The organism is Citrobacter sp. MGH105, from assembly GCF_001037485.2.
GTDB lineage: Bacteria > Pseudomonadota > Gammaproteobacteria > Enterobacterales > Enterobacteriaceae > Citrobacter > Citrobacter portucalensis.
Map to the genome: position 1 here is coordinate 3,685,469 of NZ_CP073048.1, position 20,730 is coordinate 3,706,198.

A 20,730-nucleotide genomic window follows, 5' to 3' on the forward strand; every position below is an offset into this window, starting at 1 on the left:
ACTCATGTTGTGAACCTAAAGATAAAAGTAAAAAAGGCCCCCTTTGCAGGGAGCCTCATTACCCGAGCTACCCGCAGGTAACGTCAGTGCCAGCAGAGCTGGCTATGTGTTGCGCTCTACATTACCTTAACAAAGGTCGTAACAGCGATGGGGATTACATCACCCAACTAAAGAAAGGGCAATCGACAGACCGTCGATCTTACCTATGGCTGTGATAGGTTTTGCAATTAAGCCCACTTTCCTGCTGATTTTATAAGGAAAATCAATGTTTAAACGCATCTTACTCTTAACTCTTCTCCCCGCTATCGTGCACGCAGAGGAGCTCCCTGCCCCTGTTAAAGCCATTGAGAAACAGGGAATTACCATCCTGAAGCCCTTCGACGCACCGGGTGGAATGAAAGGCTATCTGGGAAAATACCAGGACATGGGGGTCACTATCTATGTCACGCCTGACGGTAAACATGCCATCTCCGGCTACATGTATAATGAAAAAGGCGAAAACCTCAGTAATGCGCTCATAGAAAAAGAGATCTATGCCCCTGCCGGACGTGAGATGTGGCAGCGAATGGAAAAAGCGTCGTGGATTCTGGACGGGAAAAAAGAGGCCCCGGTCATCGTTTACGTGTTTGCCGATCCCTTCTGTCCTTATTGCAAACAGTTCTGGCAGCAGGCGCGCCCATGGGTAGATTCCGGTAAAGTTCAGTTGCGTACGCTGCTGGTTGGCGTGATCAAGCCTGAAAGCCCGGCAACTGCTGCTGCGATCCTGGCATCCGAAGATCCGGCCAAGACCTGGCATGACTATGAAGCATCCGGCGGGAAAATGAAGCTGGAAATCCCGGCTTCAGTCCATCCAGAACAGATGAAGGTACTGAATATCAACCAAAAAATCATGGATGATTTAGGTGCTAATGTGACGCCCGCGATCTACTACATGAGCAAAGACGATACGTTACAACAGGAAGTGGGATTACCCGATAAGGAAAAATTAAATATTATTATGGGGAATAAATAAAGGTAACAAAATGAGTGATTGTTATGGTTCTCATTTCAATCACTCTTTTAAATATATTTTTATCTTAACTATCAAGCAATCTGTGTTATTTTAGTTTAAGTTAATCATTCATTAAGCTATAAACATAAATTCTAAGAATGATTAGAATTTAAATTATTCAATAATTGAATTACCCAATACATTACCATCACAGGAAGGTATGCATGGCTAACCTCTATGACCTCAAAAAATTCGATCTTAACCTGTTGGTAATTTTTGAATGTATTTATCAACATTTGAGCATCAGTAAAGCTGCGGCAACACTGTATATCACCCCTTCAGCCGTCAGCCAGTCATTACAGCGACTGCGTACACAGTTTAACGATCCCCTGTTTATTCGCTCAGGCAAAGGCATTACGCCTACGGTCACAGGGGTAAATCTTCATCTTCACCTTGAAAAAAATCTCAACAATCTGGAACAAACCATCAATATCATGCACGGTTCCAGCCTGAAAAATAAATTCGTCATCTACAGCCCACAAATTACAACCAATCTGAATGTGACATCTTTAATTAATAACCTCAGAGAAAACTCAGATATTGAAATTGAACATCATGATATATTGATGTCAGCAGAATCGGCTGAAAATATCCTTGCATATCGTAAAGCCGATCTGGTTATTTCAATAACACCGGTCCACAATCGGTCTATTGTATGCACTCATTTTAAGACCATTGAGTGTGTTTTAGTATGCAGCGGCAACCACCCCAGAATAAATGAAACGAGTACACTCGAACAAATCCAACAAGAACAGTTTACATATTTTTCCTCTGAAGAACAGGGTATTAAAGATTATCGTTCCCGTGTCAGTGAATCGATGGTATTCCATAACGTCGGTTTTAGTAGCGATTCCTTACTCTCGATTGCTAACGTTATCGCCACTACGGATATTATTGGTTTTCTCCCCAAACAAATTTATGAACTTTATCAACCAGCATTGAACTTTAAAGAAATAAAAACCGATTTTGAATTGCCAAAAATTAAACTATTCATCATGTATAACCGCGCATCACTTAATAACAAAGCCTTTGCAGATTACATAAACAAACTATCTTTAGATAGTTAATGATAACGCATTTAAATTCATACAAAACATATAACGGTGACATTACATGCAAATAATGAATATATTTAAATATTGCATGTCGCAAGAAAAAGCCTATCTTATTACGGACATTTATTATGGCTGCAAATAATAAAAATTCGATATGGATTTGATATGTCTGTTTATAAAATACCGTTGGATAAAAATGTTCTGCAAGCAGCACAGGAACGCATTACCTGGACGCTTGAGACTCTACCGCGTGTCTGCGTTTCTTTCTCTGGAGGTAAAGATTCGGGGTTAATGTTACATCTGACCGCCGCCATTGCCCGCCAGTTACAGAAAAAAATAAACGTCTTATTTATCGACTGGGAGGCTCAGTTTTCCTGCACTATCGACTATGTCCAGGCGCTACGCGAGAGTTATTCCGATATCATCGAAGAATTTTATTGGGTTGCATTGCCACTGACGACGCAAAATTCACTGTCACAATTTCAGCCTGAATGGCAATGCTGGGAACCGGGTACTCAATGGGTGCGCCAACCGCCCGCAGATGCCATTACCGATCCCGAGTTTTTCTCTTTCTATCAACCCGGTATGACTTTCGAGCAATTTGTTCGTGAGTTCGCTGAATGGTTTTCGCAGAAACGACCGGCCGCCATGATGGTCGGGATCCGCGCCGATGAGTCATATAATCGTTTTGTCGCCATTGCGAACTCGAAAAAACAGCGTTTTGCCGATGACAAACCTTGGACCACCAGCGCCCCCGGTGGGCATACCTGGTATATTTATCCTATTTATGACTGGAAAACTGCTGACATCTGGACGTGGTTTGCGAAGTCAATGCTCCCGTGTAATCCCCTGTACAACCTGATGTATCAGGCAGGGGTTCCCACGCGATACATGCGTATCTGCGAACCCTTTGGACCAGAACAACGCCAGGGGCTGTGGCTTTACCATGTTATTGAGCCTGAACGCTGGGCAATGATGTGCTCCCGCGTCAGCGGGGTAAAAAGTGGCGGGATATATGCTGGTCAGGACAACCATTTTTACGGTCACCGCAAAATATTAAAACCCGAACATTTAAGCTGGCAGGAATACGCCATGCTGTTATTGAAGAGTATGCCGGAAACGACCGCCGAACATTATCGCAACAAAATCGCCGTCTATTTACAGTGGTATAAGAAAAAAGGCATGGAGAATATCCCACAAACCCAGGAAAGAGATATTGGTTCAGTGGATATTCCGTCGTGGCGGCGTATCTGTAAGGTCCTGCTGAATAACGACTATTGGTGCCGGGCTCTCTCATTTAGTCCAACGAAACCCAAAAACTATCAACGTTACAATGAGCGTATGAAAACAAAACGCCAGGAATGGGGACTCTTATGCAACAGCGATTAACTCAGGAACTCCTCGGCTTTCTTTCTGGTTTATCAGAACCAGAGAGAATTGAAGCCATAAATGAATTCAGAAAGGCAATACACAGCGTCAGTCCCTTTCGCGAGGAGCCCGTAGATTGCGTTCTTTGGGTTAAAAATGATCATATTTCACCCAATGACTACAACCCCAATAACGTTGCGCCACCGGAGAAAAAGCTGCTGCTGAAGTCCCTCGAGGCTGACGGGTTTACACAGCCCATTGTGGTGGTTCACTCAACGGCTGAAGAGTACGAAATTGTCGACGGTTTCCACCGCCACGAGTTAGGTAAAGCCAAAGCCTCACTGAGGCCCAGGCTGAAAGGATATCTGCCGGTTGCCTGTTTAGAACGCGAACGCCATGAGCGTATGGCGGCAACCATTCGCCACAACCGCGCTCGCGGGCGTCATCAAATCCACGCCATGTCCGAGATTGTCCGCGAGCTATCGCAACTGGGATGGAGTGAAGAAAGAATTGGCAAGGATCTTGGTATGGACAGCGACGAGGTGTTACGCCTGAAGCAAATTAACGGCCTGCAAGCGTTGTTTGCCGACCGTCGATTCTCCAAAGCCTGGACCGTGAAATAGCTACAACGAAACCAGACGCTCGGCTGCCGCTAACAGCGTCGATTCTTGCTTGGCAAAACAGAGGCGAATCAGTTTATGCGGGAAAGGATCGGCGCAGAACACCGACAGCGGAATTGCCGCCACGCCCACTTCAGTGGTCAGCCACTGGCAAAACTCCACGTCGTTAAGCGAGGAAACGGCGCTGTAATCGACCAGTAAAAAGTATGTGCCTTCACACGGCAGAATTTCCAGTCGACTATCACGCAGTGCGTTCACCAACACGTCGCGTTTTTTCTGATAAAACGCGGGCAGTTCGCGATAGTGTACCGGATCTTCTCGTAGCATATCCGCCAGTGCGAGCTGAGCCGGCGTGTTGACGGAAAACGTCAGATACTGGTGCACTTTTCGTAGCTCAGCGCTAATGGCGGCTGGCGCAACGCAGTATCCGACCTTCCAGCCAGTCATATGGTAGGTCTTACCAAACGATGAAACAGCAACAGCGCGTTCCCGCAGCTCTGAATGTGCCAGCACGCTGGCATGCCCCTGTTTGGCGAAACAGATATGCTCATAAACTTCGTCGCTGATGACAAAGATCTCGCGTTCTTTAATCGCCTGCCACAGCGCGTCAAAATCGGCGTGATGCCACACAGTGGCAGAAGGGTTATGTGGCGTGTTCAGGATAACCAATCGGGTACGGTCGCTGAGTAAGGCACCAAACGCCTGCCAGTCGACGCGAAAAGCCGGTGGTTGCAGGGCAATACGTTTAACCACACCGCCGGATAATTCAACCGCAGGCGCATAGCTGTCGTAGCTCGGGTCAAAACAAATCACCTCATCACCTGGGCGCACCAGCGCAGTGATCGCGGCATACAATGCTTCCGTGGCCCCCGCCGTGATGGTCACTTCATTATTCGCGTCAGGTTTATAGCCATACAGGTCTGCCGTTTTATCCGCGATAGCTTCGCGCAGCGGCTGCACGCCCGTCATCGGCGCATACTGGTTTGCGCCATGCGCGACGTGATACGCCAGACGCTCTTGCAAAAAGAGTGGACCGTCAAAATCAGGAAATCCCTGCGAGAGGTTAATGGCCTGATGCTGCTGCGCCAGCGCACTCATTTGCGTGAAGATAGTGGTGCCCAGATTAGGCAGTTTGCTTTGCGGAATCAGCGGGTTATTACTCATTATTGTTATCCCAGCGTGTGATGTTGTGGTTGAAGCCACTATAGCACGATGCTAGTATTTGGCAATCAAGACGTTCAGACGTCCATATAAAAATAACCTGCCTGGACAGGACAGCCAAAAGGACAACACAACATGAGTAATACCGAGATTCGCGTCGTCACCGGCCCAGCCAACTATTTTTCCCATCCTGGCAGCCTGTCGAGACTGAACGATTTTTTCTCTGCCGACCAACTTTCACGCGCCGTGTGGGTTTATGGTGAACGCGCCATCGATGCGGCCCGCCCTTACCTGCCAGAGGCTTTTCATCTTGCCGAGGCTAAACGCCTGCTGTTTACGGGACATTGCAGCGAAACCGATGTTGCTCAACTGGCAAAAGAGTCGGGAGAGGATCGCAGTGTGGTGATTGGCGTGGGTGGCGGTACATTGCTCGACACCGCTAAAGCGTTGGCCCGTCGTCTGGATCTGCCGTTTGTCGGTATTCCTACTATCGCGGCGACCTGCGCTGCCTGGACGCCGCTCTCCGTCTGGTATAACGATTCGGGCCAGGCACTACATTTCGAAATTTTCGCTGACGCGAACTTCCTCGTGCTGGTCGAACCCGGGATCGTTCTCAATGCGCCAGAAGAATACTTACTGGCGGGGATCGGCGACACGCTGGCAAAGTGGTATGAAGCCGTCGTGCTCGCACCTCAGCCGGAAACACTGCCATTGACAGTACGTCTGGGTATTCAAGCTGCGCAGACCATCCGCGACGTCCTGCTGGAAAGCAGCGAGCAGGCGCTGGCAGACAAACAACAAGGCACGCTAAGCCGCACGTTTTGCGATGTGGTAGATGCGATTATTGCCGGAGGCGGCATGGTTGGTGGTCTGGGCGAGCGCTACACACGCGTGGCGGCAGCGCATTCTGTTCACAATGGCCTGACCGTCCTCCCACAAACCGAGAAGTTTTTACACGGCACCAAAGTGGCGTACGGCATCCTGGTGCAGAGCGCGCTGCTGGGACAAGATGATGTGCTGGCGCAGTTAATTACTGCTTATCAGCGATTCAACCTGCCAACCCGGTTAGCTCAACTGCAAGTGGACATCAATAACCGCGCCGAAATCGACAAAGTGATTGCGCACACTCTGCGCCCGGTGGAGTCCATTCACGCCCTGCCGGTAACGTTAACGCCGGAGACACTGCGCGCAGCATTCGAAAAGGTGGAGTCGTTTACGGTGTGATTATGGTGCGGGTTGCCTGATGGCGGCTTCGCCTTATCAGGCCTACGGTCAGAGCATTGTGGTAGGCCGGATAAGCATCAACGCCATCCGGCAAAAAATCAACAGCACTTCGCGCCACCTTTCCCGCCATATCGTGCATCCTGGCGCTCACGGAAAAATTCTTCGTAGGTCATTGGCGTCTGGTCCGGATGCGTGACGCGCATATGTTCAACATAGTTGTCATAATCCGGCATACCTATCATTAATCGGGCGGTTTGGCCTAAATACTTCCCGGCTTTGGCGAGTGTTTCAAACATAGTGTTTCCCTTTCGTACAAACGCCCTCCCCGTTCAGGAGAGGGCTCGTTGGTTAAGAGAATATTAGTGCGCGCCTTTCGCCTGCGCCACGATCTCTTCAACATTCTCAGGCATTGGCTCGTACGGTGTCTCTTTCGACGTTGGTTTGTCCTCTTTCAATGCTGCCAGCGCAGTTTTGATGGAGAACAGACCCAGCACCACAACGACTACCATGAAGAAGATGGTGAGACCCGCATCCAGGCGGTTGTTAAACACCAGTTGCGTCAGCTGCGACTGGGTGTATTGCGCCGGAATGTTACCGCTGTCGATCATCGCCTGGAACTTGTTGGCGATAGCCAGGAAGCCGATTTTCGCATCCGGGCTAAACGCTTTCTGCCAGCCAGCGGTCAGGGTACAAATTAGCAACCAGGCCGTTGGCACCAGCGCCACCCACGCGTAGCGCTGGCGTTTCATCTTGAACAGCACCACAGCACAGAGCATCAACGCCATACCGGCCAGCATCTGGTTAGCGATACCAAACAGCGGCCACAGGGTATTAATACCACCCAGAGGATCCACCACGCCCTGGTGTAAGAAGTAACCCCAGGCCAGCACGCACAGCGCTGTAGCCAGCAGGTTTGCAGGCAGCGAATCGGTACGTTTCAGGCTCGGTGATACCACGCCCAGCAAGTCCTGCAGCATAAAGCGCGCGGCGCGTGTACCGGCATCTACCGCCGTCAGAATAAACAACGCTTCAAACAGAATGGCGAAGTGATACCAGAACGCCACATCCATCATGCCACCCAGCGCGCCGTGCAGAATGTACGCCATCCCGACGGCCAGCGTCGGCGCACCACCTGCGCGGGAGATGATGGATTGCTCACCCACTTCATTGGCGATTTGATGCAGGGTGTCTGGCGTAATGGCAAAGCCCCAACTGCTGACTACCTGCGCCGCAGAAGCCACTACGTCAACCGTGCCCGCAGGAGCCAGCACCGCCATCGGGCTGTTCATCGCAAAGTACACTCCCGGATCGATGATGCACGCTGAAACCAGCGCCATAATGGCGACAAAGGATTCCATCAGCATTCCGCCGTAGCCGATAAAGCAGGCCTGCCCTTCATTCGCCAGCATCTTCGGCGTGGTTCCGGAGGAGATCAGCGCATGGAAGCCAGAAACCGCACCACAGGCAATGGTAATAAACAGGAACGGGAACAAGTTACCGGTCCAGACCGGGCCAGTACCGTCAACAAACTTGGTCAGCGCTGGCATGGTCAGCGTCGGACGCATGATCAGAATCCCTACTGCCAGACCAACAATGGTGCCGATTTTCAGGAAGGTAGAGAGGTAATCACGCGGGGCCAGCAGCAGCCACACCGGCAGGACGGCGGCAACAAAACCGTAGCCCACCAGCATCCACGTCAGCTGTACGCCGGTAAAGTCAAAGTACGGTGCCCAGGTCGGGCTTTCAGCCACCCAGCCGCCGGAAATAATGGCAAACACCAGGAACACCAGACCGATGACCGACACTTCGCCAATGCGGCCCGGGCGCAGATAGCGCAGATAAATCCCCATGAAGATCGCCAGCGGGATGGTGAACGCCACGGTGTAGGTTCCCCACGGACTGTGGGTCAGCGCTTTCACGACGATCATCGCCAGTACCGCGAGAATAATCACCATGATCATAAAACAGGCCACCAGCGCAATAACGCCCGCCGTTGGGCCCATCTCTTCTTTCACCAGTTCGCCAAGGGAACGACCATCGCGACGGGTAGAAACAAACAGCACCATGAAGTCCTGCACCGCACCCGCCAGTACCACCCCGGCGAGAAGCCAGATCATCCCCGGCAGATAGCCCATTTGCGCCGCCAGCACCGGTCCAACTAACGGACCCGCTCCGGCAATTGCCGCAAAATGGTGACCAAACAGCACTTTTTTATCGGTGGGAACATAATCCAGACCGTCGTTATGGCGCACGGCTGGCGTCATACGCGTCGGGTCAAGCGCCAGTACATTTTTCGCGATGTACAGGCCGTAGAAACGGTAAGCGATAAGGTAGACACAGACCGACGCCACGACTATCCACAACGCGTTGATCTGTTCACCACGATTTAATGCGATATAGCCGAGGGCAAATGCTCCCATAACGGAGAGCACTGTCCAGACGAGGTACTTCCCTGATTTGTTCATAGTTGTTATCCGTTGTCCGATCCAGAGAGATGTTACATTTTGTTTCTATAACATCTTTTCTGAATTTAACAACCTGACAACCATGCAAACCCGAAGTATCACTGAGTATTTACATTGCATTGTTAACTAGATCACTTCATTTACCTGTTAACTCTGCAATTTCATTTTACTTTGCCGGGTGACCTCACCCCATCACCGCAGTGCCTAAACGGCAGGTGCAGCAGCGTCGTCCCTGCTCATCAAAGATGACGATTTCCCAGCTTTGATTTTGACGCCCAAGGTGCAGCGGCTGGCAAACGCCGCGCACTTTCCCCTGCGATACCGCCCGATGATGCGTGGCGTTGAGTTCCGTCCCCACCACGCATTGCCCGTCGCGGGTCATCAGATAACCCGCCATCGAACCCAGCGTTTCCGCCAGAGCCGCCGACGCGCCACCGTGCAGCAGGCCAAACGGCTGATGCGTGCGGCTATCCACCGGCATTTCGGCTTCCAGCACATCATCCCCCAGCCGGGTGTAGACCATGCCTAAATGCGCCACCATCGTGTTCTGACTGGTGGCATTGAGTTCATCCAGCGTTAAATGACGCTTCCAGATCATCGTCATGCCCCCAGCGTGGAACCGCCGTCCACCACGATATCCTGTAACGTAATGTGACTGGCCAGATCGGAAGCGAGGAATAAAATAGTGTTGGTGATCTCTTGCGGCCGGGCGATTTTCCCCAGCGGAATCCCGAGTTTAAACTGCTCGCCAAATCCACGAATGCGCTGTTGCTCCGCGTCATCGCTAACCCACAGCGTGCGCTGCATATCGGTGTCGGTCGAGCCTGGCGACACCACATTACAGCGCACACCGCTGCCCGCCAGTTCAAGTCCGACGGTCAGCGCCAGACTTTTCAACGCGGCTTTTGACGCGCCGTAAGCACTCATGCCGATACGCGGCGTGTGCGCCGCATCCGACGCGACGGTCACGATCGCCCCGCCCTGCTGGCGACGAAACTGCGCCATCGTCTGCTGAAACAGATTGAACGCCCCACCAACGTTAACCGCAAACGTCTGCTGCCACTCCTCAGCGCTCAGCGCATCGGTGGCCCCCATACGCAAAATACCTGCGGCATTGACCAAAATATCCAAACGCTCGCGCGCTTTGAGGACGCGCTGGCACACATCAGCTACCTGTCCGGCATTCGCCACATCCAGCACTTCGGTCGCAAACGGGTAGTTATCCTGAGGAAATTCGCGATCGAATCCTGTCACCTCAGCGCCTGCATTCGCAAATGCCAACGCCGTGGTGTAGCCAATCCCTTTACCCGCGCCGGTTACCCAGACGGTTTTCCCGGCAAAATCAAATCCAGCCATTACTTCACCTCACGGGAGAGCAGTGCCCACCATGCGTCAATGGTCGGTTTTTTCGCCAGCATCACGAAATCAATGTCACCATGAACCTTACGCCAGCGCGCCGCCAGCGCCATCATGCGCACGGAATCCAGCCCGTAGTCGATCAGGTTTTCGTCATCCATCGGCTCTTCAGACTCATCCAGCAACGGCAGAATAACGCTGCGCAACGCATCTTTACTGGTCGGGACCGGTGTCGGCAATAATTCCTGGGTCATTACCACACGCCCGGAACGTCCCGCCACGTATTTCAGCGACATCAGGTGTTCGTCACGGCTAAAGTCCGCCAGCGCATCGGCAACCATAAACGGCTTGATGTCACGCATGAAGGCGTCCGTTGCGGTGGTCATACAGCCGATATGCGCATACACCCCGGTAATGATCAGTTGATTACGTCCGGTTTCCTTGAGCATCTGTTCCAGCGGGGAGCGATGAAATGCGCTATAACGCCATTTCACCAGAATGGTATCCGCTTCATCCGGCGCCGGCGCCAGCGCCTCAACGATCTTTTGTTGTTCCGGGGAACGCGTCAGGCCCGGTCCCCACATATCATTGAGCAGAGCGCGGTCTTCATCACTCTGTTCTTTCGGCTGAGCGGTGTAATACACCGGAATGTTATGCTCTTTGCAGTACTGGCGCAGCGCGGCGATGTTCGCGACGACCTGCTCCATCATCGGGCAGTTATCGCCCCAAAAGCCGATAAAATAATCCTGCATGTCGTGGATCAGCAGCGCGGCGCGTTCAGGGTCAAATGCCCAGTCGACTTTGTTCACCGGAACATCGAGCGCCGTTGGTAGCGCATAAGCCTGCAGTTTAGGAATTGCCATTTCTATTTCTCCTTCAGGCCAGTGAACGTGATGCCAGCCACTGACGTAATTGTTTTTTATCTACCTTCCCCACTGGAGTCAGCGGTAATGACTCAACGCACTCAACACGATCGGGTAATTTGAATTCCGCTATGCCCTGTTCGCGTAGAAAACGGCGCACCTGCACCGCGCGCAGCGGCTCTTTCACCACCAGCCAGGCACAGCTTTTCTCACCCATCAGTTCGTCTTCCATACTGACCAGCGCGGCATGGATCACCATAGGATGGCGCAGTAGCAGGTTTTCAATCTCTTCAGCAGCGATCTTCTCCCCGCCGCGATTGATCTGATCCTTTTCACGCCCCTGAACGGTGATGTAACCATCCGGATCGATAGCGATCAGATCGCCGGAACAGTAAAAGCCGTCGGCGTCAAAGGCGCTGGCATTATGCTCAGGACTTTTGAAATAACCGCGGAAGGTGTACGGACCACGCGTCATCAGGCGTCCGGTCTCTCCCTGGGCTAAAGGGTTGCCGTCAGCGTCTGCTACCCAGACTTCATCATCGGGACACATCGGGCGACCTTGGGTATTGATGATGCGCTCAGGACTGTCGTCCAGACGGGTATAGTTCACCAGCCCTTCCGCCATGCCGAAGACCTGCTGCAACTGGCAGCCAATCTCAGCCGGAATACGTGCCGCAAGCGTGGCGGAAAGTCTCGCGCCACCGACCTGAAGCAGTTTCAGCGAAGCCAGTTGCGCATTACTGCCCCACTCAGCAATCGCCTGCAACCACAGGCTCACCGCAGGCGGCACCAGCGCCGTGACGTTAACCTGATGCTGTTCAATCAACGGGAAACACAGAGTGGCACTCGGATCAGCCGCCAGCACCACAGTGCCGCCGGCCAGGAATACGCCCAGCGCGCCTGGCGAACTCATGGCGTAGTTATGCGCCGCCGGGATCGCGCACAGATAACGCGTTTCCCCGGTGAAGCGGCAAATCTCATTGCTGCGACGCACGCTGTAGTAGTAATCGTTATGAGTGCGAGGAATCAGTTTTGGCGTCCCGGTCGTCCCGCCAGAAAGCTGGAAGTACGCCACCTCATCAGCAGGCGATGGCGTGGCGGAAAAATCTGTCGCAGGCTGGTTTATCGCCGTTTGCAGATTGTGTTCACCCTCATCATTACGCAGTTGCACCACGCGCACTGAATTGTGTTCGGCCACAAAAGCGTTAAGAAAATCGTCGCCGCTAAACAGCGTATGCTGGCGATCGGCAATCAGCAGTGCCGGCTCAATCTGTTTGGCATAGGCGTTGAGTTCGTTACGCTGATGGCTGAACAGGGCCAGCACTGGAGCTACGCCCAGCTTGAGCAGCGCAAAGAAGGTGATGTACAGCTCAGCCACATTGCCCAGTTGTACCAGCGCGGTTTCGCCAGGTTTGATCCCCTGGCGACGCAAACTGCAGGCAAGATTGTCAGCGGCCTGATTCAACTGGCGATAGCTCAGATGGCATTCACCATCAATAACCGCCGTATGGTCGCTGTCGGCGTGACGGGTCAGAATGTCGGTCAGCGGCAAATCCTGCCAGTAACCTTTTTCACGATACCTGCGGGCAAACTCTTCCGGCCAGCGGGTGAAAGGAATACTCATTATTGCTCCTTAAAGCCAGTCCACAAGGCTCTTAATGCAGTCCAAAAACATTCAACATCGTGGAGAGCTTGGCCCCCGTTTCACGCCATTCCGCAACCGGGGAAGAGGCTGGAACAATTCCTGCTCCGGCAAAAAAACGCACCTGATTGCGCAGCAGCTTCGCACAGCGGATCGTCACCACCCACTCACCGTTACCTTCGGCATCACACCAGCCGACAATACCGCCGAACAATTCACGATCGAACGGCTCCAGCTCGGCGATAAGCTTGCGCGCAACCTGATGTGGGAAGCCGCTTAGCGCAGGCGTCGGATGCAGCAGGCACGCCAGCGTCAGGGCGTTTTCCTGCGGGTTGGCTTTACCTTCAAACGGCGTACCGAGGTGCCAGAGCGTCGGCGTGGTAACCAGTTGTGGAGAAGAAGGCAGTTGCAGTTCACGGCTGCGATCGCGCAATACCGTTTTCATCGCCTGCGTCACCAGTTCGTGCTCATGGCGGTCCTTCTCAGACGCCAGCAGGCGGATCCCTGCTTCGCGATCCAGCACATCATCAGGCTGACGACGTGCTGAGCCCGCCAGCGGCAGAGAACTGAAACGATCGCCTTCTTTGCGCAGTAACAGTTCCGGACTGGCACCAATCAATACGCCGCCGTCTTCAATCGGTACATGGAAGTTGTAGCTCGCTGGATTTTGCGCCACCAGACGCTCCAGCAGCGCACCGCTGTCAATGTTGGCATCGGCGGTGATATCGATCAGGCGTGACAACACCACTTTGTCGACTTCTGGAGTGGACGTCAGCGCTGCCGCCCGGGCGACCATATCTTCAAAAAAGTCCTGTTCCGGGATCGATTTACGTTCAACGACGTTCAGCGACTGATGCGCGGTAAAGTAACGTGATGATTGCTGCTTCGCCGTGCGAGAGAAGCTCAGCCATGATTGGGGAATAAACAGCGATGATGGCTGGCGGGTATCAAAGGGAATCGCCCCGACCATGACAGGGTTCGCGATGCCCTGCGATTTGGCATCAGCAAACAGTGCGTTCATTTTCTGTTGGAAAGGGCTGTCTGGCGAATCGCCATCAATTGCCGGTTCCGCATAGCGGGCGAAGCATCCTGACGTCGTAAAACTACGGTACGGCGACATAAAGAAAAAACTGTCGGGAGCGAGCGTCGGCATAGTCTGCGTTTTTTCCTCGGCCAGTGACATATCCATATCATCCTCCAAAAATGATAAAGGCTCTAATAATGATTATCATTTATATTTTCGGTCGCTAACCTAAAAGCAAAGCGGCGGTATGTCAACTCTTGTGGTAGCACAATGTGCGACTTTGGCTTGCATCCTTGCTCGCTAACAATGAAAATGAGAAGCATTACTCATACTGATAACAGGAAGCCGATTCGTGAGTCTCCCCTCTTTTTGTCGCACCGTGCTTTTACTGACTGGTGTATTTATTTCAGGAGTTTCTTTAGGTCACACCGCCGACTGGCCGCGTCAGGTTACTGACAGCCGCGGCACGCATACGCTGGAGCATAAGCCGCAGCGAATTGTCTCCACCAGCGTGACCCTCACCGGCTCGCTGCTGGCGATTGATGCCCCGGTCATTGCCAGCGGTGCCACTACGCCGAACAATCGCATCGGCGATGCGCAGGGCTTTTTACGTCAGTGGAGCGAAGTAGCAAAAGAACGCAAACTGAGCCGCCTGTATATCGGCGAACCGAGCGCCGAAGCCGTCGCAGCTCAAATGCCAGATCTGATTCTGGTAAGCGCCACAGGGGGAGATTCTGCCCTCGCGCTATACGATCAGCTGTCCACCATTGCGCCAACGCTCATCATTAATTACGACGATAAAAGCTGGCAGTCGCTGCTGACCCAGTTAGGTGAAATTACCGGTCAGGAGCAACAGGCAGCAGCGCGAATTGCCGAGTTTGATAAGCAACTTCAGGCGGTTAAGCAACATATTACCCTGCCACCACAGCCGGTCAGCGCGCTGGTATATACCGCCGCGGCGCACAGCGCCAACCTGTGGACGCCTGAGTCAGCGCAAGGCAAGCTGATGGAGCAGTTAGGGTTCACGCTGGCAACGCTGCCTGCCAACTTGCACACCAGCCAGAGTCAGGGCAAACGCCACGATATCATCCAGCTTGGCGGTGAGAACCTGGCGGCAGGCCTGAACGGCGAAGCGCTGTTCCTGTTTGCTGGCGACAGCAAAGATGCCGACGCTATTTACGCCAATCCGCTTCTGGCGCATCTGCCAGCCGTGCAGAATAAACGCGTTTACGCCCTGGGTACGGAAACCTTCCGTCTCGACTACTACAGCGCCACGCTGCTGCTGCAACGTCTGTCGGCTCTGTTTTAATGGTCAGCGCCGGATGCGGCTCACGCCTTATCCGGCCTACAACCGTAGAGCACAACGCGATCAGGCATTCACGGGGACCTGCCGGAATCGGCGCACTTCTCGCAACAACAGCAGCAGTAACAGACCGACAATCACCAGCCCGAATCCACTCACGCTTGCCGAAGCAACCGGCGTCATCATCGCGCCCAGCCCACCTAACAACGCCGCGCCAATCGCATCGCCGGTGACGTTTTGCGCCGTCCACAAACCGTTAATTCGCCCGAGCATCGCTTCCGGCGTCTGCGTCTGTAACAGGGTGTACTGCAACAAAGAGCTGACCGCGCTCAACCAGCCAAACAGCGCCAGACAAACCACACCAAGCTGCCAGACGGGCATCAAGCCAAACAGGCCGATAGCCATAAATGAAGCCACGGTCGATGCCAGCATAATCAGTCCCGGGCGAACGCTGTGCGCCAGTTGTCCGCTGGTCAATGCGCCCACGCCTGCCCCCAGCGGAATAGCCGCATACAACAGGCCAATTTGCGCACTCGACATGTGCCAGTTAATCGCCAACGCCGGATACAGCACACGCACGGCGCTCGCCATGGTTAACAGACCACCGAGCAGCGCAATGCCGCCAATCAGCGGGCTGGCAAGCAGAAAGCGAAATGCTGCCAGCAGCGATTTCAGCGGATGCTCGCGCGGCTGCGGTGGAGGTGGCAGTGCGGGAAGGCTCAGCAGAGGTAACAAAGTAATAAATGTGCCAGCCGCCGCCAGTCCGTAGTTCCAGGCCACGCCGCCGGTCGCGAGCAGCACCCCGCCAAGCATCGGCGAAATTACCGATCCCAGACGCACCGTCAGCATGGTAATCGCCCCGGCCTGCATCAAATTCTCGCGCCCAACCAGCGCTGGCGTCGCTGCCAGCAAAGCGGTCACGCCCAGCGAGGCAAAGAAACCGTCCCATAAGCCAAGCAAATAAATCGCCAGCAACGACGGTTCAGGCAGCAGCGCATTCAGACACAGGCCAATAAAGCCAATACCACAGGTTCCACGCGCCAGCAGGATCACTTTTTTACGCTCATAGCGGTCGGCCAGCACTCCGCCCACCATCAGGCCAATAAACATTGCGCTACCGGTCAACGTCACCGACAAACCCACCTGCCAGGTCGACTGGGTCATCATCTGGATTTGTACCGGAACCGCCACGCCGAGTAGCCCCAGAGAGACAATGGAAATAAAACGGGCGAGGAAGACAGCGCGAAATGCTGGGTGGGTCTTTAACAGGCTGAGATTGAGCAGCCAGGATTGTCGATTCATTACAGAGCCTTACCAGGTACTTTTTCAATATCCATTCGATGGCTGCACATGCTAACATATCCAAATAAGATCGATAACGATAATTACTATCATTATCAGGGAAGTTGATATGTCATGCTCTGTTTCCGCGACACGTGCCTTCGCCGTGCCCGGACTATTGTTATTACTTGTTCTCACCACGGTATTAAGTCTGGTTATTGGCGCCAAGTCGTTACCTGCCTCCGTGGTGCTGGATGCGCTCACCGGCAGTTGTCAAAGTGCTGATTGCACCATCGTGCTGGACGCGCGCCTGCCGCGCACGCTGGCGGGGCTGCTCGCCGGTGGCGCGCTGGGCCTGGCTGGCGCACTTATGCAAACGCTCACGCGTAACCCTCTCGCCGATCCCGGCATTCTGGGTGTCAACTCCGGCGCCAGCTTCGCTATTGTGCTGGGGGCCGCGCTGTTCGGCTTTTCCTCTGCGCAAGAACAGCTGCTGATGGCCTTTTGCGGTGCGCTGGCTGCATCGCTGATCGTAGCTTTTACCGGTAGTCAGGGCGGCGGGCAGTTAAGCCCAGTACGTCTGACGCTGGCGGGCGTTGCGCTGGGCGCGGTGCTGGAAGGATTATCCACCGGCATCGCCCTGCTCAACCCGGACGTTTACGATCAGCTGCGTTTCTGGCAAGCCGGCTCACTGGATATCCGCAGCCTGCAAACGCTGAAAGTTGTGCTGGTACCGATACTGATTGCCGCGGCTGTCGCACTGTTCCTCAGTCGCGCTCTGAATAGTCTGAGCCTCGGCAGCGACACCGCTACCGCGCTTGGTAGTAAAGTCGCTCGCACGCAGTTTATTGGCCTGCTGGTTATTACCGTACTGTGCGGCAGCGCGACCGCGATTGTCGGTCCTATCGCCTTTATCGGCCTGATGATGCCGCACATGGCGCGCTGGCTGGTGGGGGCGGATCACCGCTGGTCACTGCCCGTAACCCTACTGGCAACGCCTACTCTGTTACTGATTGCCGATATAATCGGTCGCCTGATTGTCCCCGGCGAGCTGCGCGTGTCGGTAGTCAGTGCTTTTATCGGTGCACCGGTGCTTATCTTTCTGGTACGCCGTAAATCCCGCGGAGGTGGCGCATGATGCACCTCTCCCGCCGCCTGATAATCAGCAGCCTGCTGCTGATTGCAGGTTGTCTCGTCATTGGTTTGTGGAGCCTGCGTAGCGGCGTTGTTACGCTGGAAACCCAGCAAATTATTGCCGCCCTGCTCGGCGATGCGCCGCGCAGTATTACGCTGGTGGTGACCGAATGGCGTTTGCCACGCGCGCTCATGGCGCTATTGATTGGCGCGGCTCTCGGCGTGAGCGGCGCAATATTTCAGTCGCTGATGCGTAACCCGCTGGGTAGCCCGGATGTGATGGGTTTCAATACCGGAGCCTGGAGCGGTGTGCTGGTGGCAATGGTGCTGTTCGGACAGCATCTCACCGCTATCGCGCTGGCGGCCATGCTGGGTGGGATTCTGACCTCTCTGGTGGTCTGGGCGCTCGCCTGGCGCAATGGGATCGACACCTTCCGGCTGATTATTATTGGTATCGGCATTCGCGCCATGCTGGTGGCGTTCAACACCTGGCTACTGCTGAAAGCATCATTAGAAACCGCGCTGACGGCTGGGCTGTGGAACGCCGGATCGCTCAATGGCCTGACCTGGGCCAAAACCTGGCCTTCTGCTCCGCTGATTATCATCATGCTGGTGTACGCCGCGCTGCTGGTACGCCGGATGCGTTTACTGGAAATGGGTGATGACAGCGCCTGTGCGCTTGGCGTCAGCGTTGAGCGTTCACGTCTGATGATGATGCTGGTTGCGGTGGTACTGACCGCTGCCGCCACCGCGCTGGCCGGTCCTATCTCGTTTATTGCTCTTGTCGCGCCGCATATCGCGCGACGTATAAGCGGTACATCGCGCTGGGGATTAACCCTGTCGGCGCTGTGCGGCGCGTTGCTGTTGCTGATGGCGGATTTATGCGCCCAACAGCTGTTTATGCCTTATCAGCTTCCGGTGGGCGTTGTCACCGTAAGCCTCGGCGGTATTTATCTTATCGTCTTGTTAATTCAGGAGTCCCGCAAAAAATGATCGAATCAGTAGCCCGTTTGCGTGGCGACCAGTTAACGCTGGGTTATGGCAAGTTTACCGTGGCGGAAAACCTCAATGTATCGATTCCCGACGGCCATTTCACCGCGATTATCGGGCCAAACGGCTGCGGGAAATCAACGCTACTGCGCACGCTGAGTCGTCTGATGACGCCCGCGCACGGCAAGGTCTGGCTCGATGGCGAGCATATTCAGCACTATGCCAGCAAAGAAGTCGCCCGCAGAATAGGTTTGCTGGCGCAAAACGCCACCACGCCGGGAGATATTACGGTACAGGAGCTGGTTGCCCGCGGACGCTACCCGCACCAGCCGCTGTTTACCCGCTGGCGGAAAGAGGATGAAACTGCGGTCTCAAACGCCATGCAGGCGACGGGTATCACCCATCTGGCATCACAAAGTGTGGATACCCTTTCCGGCGGACAACGTCAGCGTGCATGGATTGCGATGGTGCTGGCGCAGGAAACGTCGATTATGCTGCTCGATGAACCCACCACCTGGCTGGATATCAGTCATCAGATCGATCTGCTGGAACTGTTGAGTGAGCTAAATCGGGAAAAAGGTTATACGCTGGCCGCCGTTTTGCACGACCTGAATCAGGCCTGTCGCTATGCAACACATCTGATCGCGCTGCGTGACGGAAAAATAATTGCCGAGGGTGCACCGAAGGAGATCGTCACCGCGCAGCTTATTGAAAAAATCTATGGACTGCGCTGTATGATTATCGACGATCCGGTTGCCGGAACGCCGTTAGTGGTGCCGCTTGGACGCAACAAATAACACGCGTTACAGTATGGCGGCCAGCTTGCCGCCATACGACAATTCATCACACCAGTTGCTGATCAATAAACGTCATTTTTTGCTTACGCGACATCATGGCATGGTTCAACAGAACACCACCGCACGCCACCATTCCCCCCAGTAATGCGGCCAGAATAACGATCATTGATTTAGCCGGACCGTCTTTTTTCACCGGCAGCGAAGGTGAAAGTTGATACTTAAACGGCGTAAATGTTACGTCACCCACATTCATCGCTAACAGTTGCTCAACGTGATACTGGCGATTACGTAATTCACCGTTAATTTCAGCAATATCGGTCACTGATTTTTCTATTTCTAATTTACGTTCGATGCCGTCAGCACCCAGTGAAATAGAGAAATCGGGGTCATCCTTCACGGCCTGGCCATTACTGTAGACCGGCTTTTTAATCCCGGCGGCATTGGCGATCTCCAGCGAATAGTTCAGTCGCTGGATATTTGCTTCCAACTGGTTTTTGAGCCTGACGCGATCCATCTCCAGTCTTTCTTTCTCATAGCTGGTTTTGATGAACAGCTTATTACGAATATCTTCCAGCGTTTCTTTCACCACAAGGGCAGAAATATACTGGATATATCCCTTCAGCACTGACTGGGCTTCTTCGGCCTGAGGTGCGGTAAAGCTCAACGTCCATGCGGTATACAGCGAAGTTTCGTTCTTCTTACCCAGGTTAGTATCAACCGCTTTCATTTTCTCACTGAGCCTGACAATTGCCTGATGCAACTCCATTTCGTCGATATCAGCACCTTTCAATTGATCCATTACGTAAGGCGAAGAGCGCAGATACTCTTCTAACAATGAAGGCGACTGGAATTTTTTGATAAACAGGTTAAATACATCACCACTGCTAACGCTAATATCCATATCCAGCACGCGCAATTTGGTCAACGTATTCTCGAGTCCCTGCCATTGAACCGCTTCTGCCGGCGTCACGATGGCCTGACTGGTCCATTTTTGTGGCAGCAGAAAAGAGACCAGAATACCCACACAAGCAAAGGCGAAAACGGTCGCTATAATTTTCGCTCTTGCACGCCATAAGATTTCGATTAGATTCACTAAATCGATTTCATTTGCGTTTGCCGTTGGCTGAGGATACCCAGTAAATTCCGAAACGTTATCTTGCTTTATATTTAATGATGACATGTTGCGTGACCTGAAAACTTTCCTAAAAGAAAAACATTCCTGTGGGAGAAGTCTACCAGCTAGTCAGAATTATCCGAAACAATCTTTGTGCTTATCGCCCTACCAAAAATTATATTCGGAATTTATTCACCCCTTTCATCACCTTGTATTGCATAAAAAAGAACAATTCCATAACATATTATTTACATTATGGAATTGTTCGATCACCGCGATAGC

At 53.2% G+C, this 20,730-nt stretch carries 19 protein-coding genes; 9 read left to right on the forward strand and 10 right to left on the reverse strand.

Annotated elements, in window-relative coordinates:
• Positions 1–265 precede the first annotated feature (265 nt).
• The 4 genes from dsbG to SK35_RS17935 all read left to right on the forward strand — a co-directional run bounded on the left by dsbG (position 266) and on the right by SK35_RS17935 (position 4,097).
• Positions 266–1,012, forward strand: a complete 747-nt coding sequence (gene dsbG / locus SK35_RS17920) for a thiol:disulfide interchange protein DsbG (protein WP_048214706.1) — start codon at positions 266–268, stop codon at positions 1,010–1,012.
• A 203-nt stretch (positions 1,013–1,215) separates the two neighbouring features.
• Positions 1,216–2,118 (forward strand): DNA-binding transcriptional repressor CitR, encoded by a 903-nt coding sequence (citR, locus tag SK35_RS17925; protein ID WP_048214707.1) that lies wholly within the window; start codon positions 1,216–1,218, stop codon positions 2,116–2,118.
• Positions 2,119–2,271: 153 nt separating this feature from the next.
• Positions 2,272–3,495, forward strand: coding sequence for a phosphoadenosine phosphosulfate reductase (locus SK35_RS17930; RefSeq protein WP_048214708.1), 1,224 nt, complete (start codon positions 2,272–2,274; stop codon positions 3,493–3,495).
• Positions 3,480–4,097: an IbrB-like domain-containing protein gene (locus SK35_RS17935; RefSeq protein WP_032942666.1), complete on the forward strand. Its 618-nt coding sequence runs from the start codon at positions 3,480–3,482 to the stop codon at positions 4,095–4,097. The genes SK35_RS17930 and SK35_RS17935 overlap by 16 nt, the downstream gene beginning before the upstream one ends.
• On the opposite strand, the gene SK35_RS17940 is transcribed toward SK35_RS17935, so the two are convergent.
• Complete coding sequence (locus SK35_RS17940; RefSeq protein ID WP_048214709.1) at positions 4,098–5,258, reverse strand: pyridoxal phosphate-dependent aminotransferase; 1,161 nt, start codon at positions 5,256–5,258, stop codon at positions 4,098–4,100.
• 132 nt (positions 5,259–5,390) lie between these two features.
• Here SK35_RS17940 and SK35_RS17945 point away from each other — a divergent pair, with 132 nt between their 5' ends.
• Positions 5,391–6,479 (forward strand): oxidoreductase, encoded by a 1,089-nt coding sequence (locus SK35_RS17945; RefSeq protein ID WP_048214710.1) that lies wholly within the window; start codon positions 5,391–5,393, stop codon positions 6,477–6,479.
• A gap of 98 nt (positions 6,480–6,577) precedes the next feature.
• Here SK35_RS17945 and SK35_RS17950 read toward each other — a convergent pair whose 3' ends face one another.
• The 7 genes from SK35_RS17950 to entC all read right to left on the reverse strand — a co-directional run bounded on the left by SK35_RS17950 (position 6,578) and on the right by entC (position 13,994).
• Positions 6,578–6,775 (reverse strand): YbdD/YjiX family protein, encoded by a 198-nt coding sequence (locus tag SK35_RS17950; protein WP_008784064.1) that lies wholly within the window; start codon positions 6,773–6,775, stop codon positions 6,578–6,580.
• 63 nt (positions 6,776–6,838) lie between these two features.
• Positions 6,839–8,944, reverse strand: a complete 2,106-nt coding sequence (gene cstA, locus SK35_RS17955; protein ID WP_008784063.1) for a pyruvate/proton symporter CstA — start codon at positions 8,942–8,944, stop codon at positions 6,839–6,841.
• Between the two features lie 184 nt (positions 8,945–9,128).
• The gene (gene entH / locus SK35_RS17960) at positions 9,129–9,542 is read right to left on the reverse strand and encodes a proofreading thioesterase EntH (RefSeq protein ID WP_003022055.1); all 414 of its coding nucleotides are present in this window, start codon (positions 9,540–9,542) and stop codon (positions 9,129–9,131) included.
• Positions 9,543–9,544: 2 nt separating this feature from the next.
• Positions 9,545–10,300, reverse strand: a complete 756-nt coding sequence (gene entA / locus SK35_RS17965; RefSeq protein ID WP_048214711.1) for a 2,3-dihydro-2,3-dihydroxybenzoate dehydrogenase EntA — start codon at positions 10,298–10,300, stop codon at positions 9,545–9,547.
• Positions 10,300–11,163 (reverse strand): isochorismatase, encoded by an 864-nt coding sequence (locus SK35_RS17970; protein WP_048214712.1) that lies wholly within the window; start codon positions 11,161–11,163, stop codon positions 10,300–10,302. Before SK35_RS17970 ends, entA begins: the two co-directional genes overlap by 1 nt.
• Positions 11,164–11,176: 13 nt before the next feature.
• Positions 11,177–12,787 carry a (2,3-dihydroxybenzoyl)adenylate synthase EntE gene (gene entE / locus SK35_RS17975; RefSeq protein ID WP_048214713.1) on the reverse strand — a complete coding sequence of 537 codons (1,611 nt, stop codon included), beginning with the start codon at positions 12,785–12,787 and terminating at the stop codon, positions 11,177–11,179.
• A gap of 31 nt (positions 12,788–12,818) precedes the next feature.
• A complete protein-coding gene (gene entC, locus SK35_RS17980; protein ID WP_048214714.1) occupies positions 12,819–13,994 on the reverse strand; it encodes an isochorismate synthase EntC in 1,176 nt (391 codons plus the stop codon).
• A gap of 187 nt (positions 13,995–14,181) precedes the next feature.
• Here entC and fepB point away from each other — a divergent pair, with 187 nt between their 5' ends.
• On the forward strand, positions 14,182–15,138 hold the full coding sequence (gene fepB / locus SK35_RS17985) for a Fe2+-enterobactin ABC transporter substrate-binding protein (RefSeq protein WP_048214715.1): 957 nt from the start codon (positions 14,182–14,184) through the stop codon (positions 15,136–15,138).
• Positions 15,139–15,198: 60 nt separating this feature from the next.
• Here the strand turns inward: fepB and entS are convergent, their stop codons facing one another.
• On the reverse strand, positions 15,199–16,434 hold the full coding sequence (gene entS, locus SK35_RS17990; RefSeq protein ID WP_048214716.1) for an enterobactin transporter EntS: 1,236 nt from the start codon (positions 16,432–16,434) through the stop codon (positions 15,199–15,201).
• Between the two features lie 109 nt (positions 16,435–16,543).
• Between entS and fepD the strand changes: the two genes are divergently transcribed.
• Genes fepD through fepC form a run of 3 tightly spaced genes read left to right on the forward strand, consistent with a single transcriptional unit; the run spans position 16,544 to position 19,334 of the window.
• Entirely contained in the window at positions 16,544–17,551 is a 1,008-nt protein-coding gene (fepD, locus tag SK35_RS17995) for a Fe(3+)-siderophore ABC transporter permease (RefSeq protein ID WP_048214717.1), read from the forward strand.
• Positions 17,548–18,540, forward strand: coding sequence for an iron-enterobactin ABC transporter permease (gene fepG / locus SK35_RS18000; RefSeq protein WP_048214718.1), 993 nt, complete (start codon positions 17,548–17,550; stop codon positions 18,538–18,540). Before fepD ends, fepG begins: the two co-directional genes overlap by 4 nt.
• Positions 18,537–19,334: an iron-enterobactin ABC transporter ATP-binding protein gene (gene fepC, locus SK35_RS18005; protein ID WP_032942652.1), complete on the forward strand. Its 798-nt coding sequence runs from the start codon at positions 18,537–18,539 to the stop codon at positions 19,332–19,334. The genes fepG and fepC overlap by 4 nt, the downstream gene beginning before the upstream one ends.
• Positions 19,335–19,380: 46 nt before the next feature.
• On the opposite strand, the gene wzz(fepE) is transcribed toward fepC, so the two are convergent.
• A complete protein-coding gene (wzz(fepE), locus tag SK35_RS18010; protein ID WP_048214719.1) occupies positions 19,381–20,514 on the reverse strand; it encodes an LPS O-antigen length regulator Wzz(fepE) in 1,134 nt (377 codons plus the stop codon).
• Positions 20,515–20,730: the final 216 nt, after the last annotated feature.

Bases quoted from the DNA above. Each gene is read 5' to 3' on its own strand.
- dsbG (WP_048214706.1), top strand. From the start codon at position 266: ATGTTTAAACGCATCTTACTCTTAACTCTTCTCCCCGCTATCGTGCAC.
- citR (WP_048214707.1), top strand. From the start codon at position 1,216: ATGGCTAACCTCTATGACCTCAAAAAATTCGATCTTAACCTGTTGGTA.
- SK35_RS17930 (WP_048214708.1), top strand. From the start codon at position 2,272: ATGTCTGTTTATAAAATACCGTTGGATAAAAATGTTCTGCAAGCAGCA.
- SK35_RS17935 (WP_032942666.1), top strand. From the start codon at position 3,480: ATGCAACAGCGATTAACTCAGGAACTCCTCGGCTTTCTTTCTGGTTTA.
- SK35_RS17940 (WP_048214709.1), bottom strand. From the start codon at position 5,258: ATGAGTAATAACCCGCTGATTCCGCAAAGCAAACTGCCTAATCTGGGC.
- SK35_RS17945 (WP_048214710.1), top strand. From the start codon at position 5,391: ATGAGTAATACCGAGATTCGCGTCGTCACCGGCCCAGCCAACTATTTT.
- SK35_RS17950 (WP_008784064.1), bottom strand. From the start codon at position 6,775: ATGTTTGAAACACTCGCCAAAGCCGGGAAGTATTTAGGCCAAACCGCC.
- cstA (WP_008784063.1), bottom strand. From the start codon at position 8,944: ATGAACAAATCAGGGAAGTACCTCGTCTGGACAGTGCTCTCCGTTATG.
- entH (WP_003022055.1), bottom strand. From the start codon at position 9,542: ATGATCTGGAAGCGTCATTTAACGCTGGATGAACTCAATGCCACCAGT.
- entA (WP_048214711.1), bottom strand. From the start codon at position 10,300: ATGGCTGGATTTGATTTTGCCGGGAAAACCGTCTGGGTAACCGGCGCG.
- SK35_RS17970 (WP_048214712.1), bottom strand. From the start codon at position 11,163: ATGGCAATTCCTAAACTGCAGGCTTATGCGCTACCAACGGCGCTCGAT.
- entE (WP_048214713.1), bottom strand. From the start codon at position 12,787: ATGAGTATTCCTTTCACCCGCTGGCCGGAAGAGTTTGCCCGCAGGTAT.
- entC (WP_048214714.1), bottom strand. From the start codon at position 13,994: ATGGATATGTCACTGGCCGAGGAAAAAACGCAGACTATGCCGACGCTC.
- entS (WP_048214716.1), bottom strand. From the start codon at position 16,434: ATGAATCGACAATCCTGGCTGCTCAATCTCAGCCTGTTAAAGACCCAC.
- fepD (WP_048214717.1), top strand. From the start codon at position 16,544: ATGTCATGCTCTGTTTCCGCGACACGTGCCTTCGCCGTGCCCGGACTA.
- fepG (WP_048214718.1), top strand. From the start codon at position 17,548: ATGATGCACCTCTCCCGCCGCCTGATAATCAGCAGCCTGCTGCTGATT.
- fepC (WP_032942652.1), top strand. From the start codon at position 18,537: ATGATCGAATCAGTAGCCCGTTTGCGTGGCGACCAGTTAACGCTGGGT.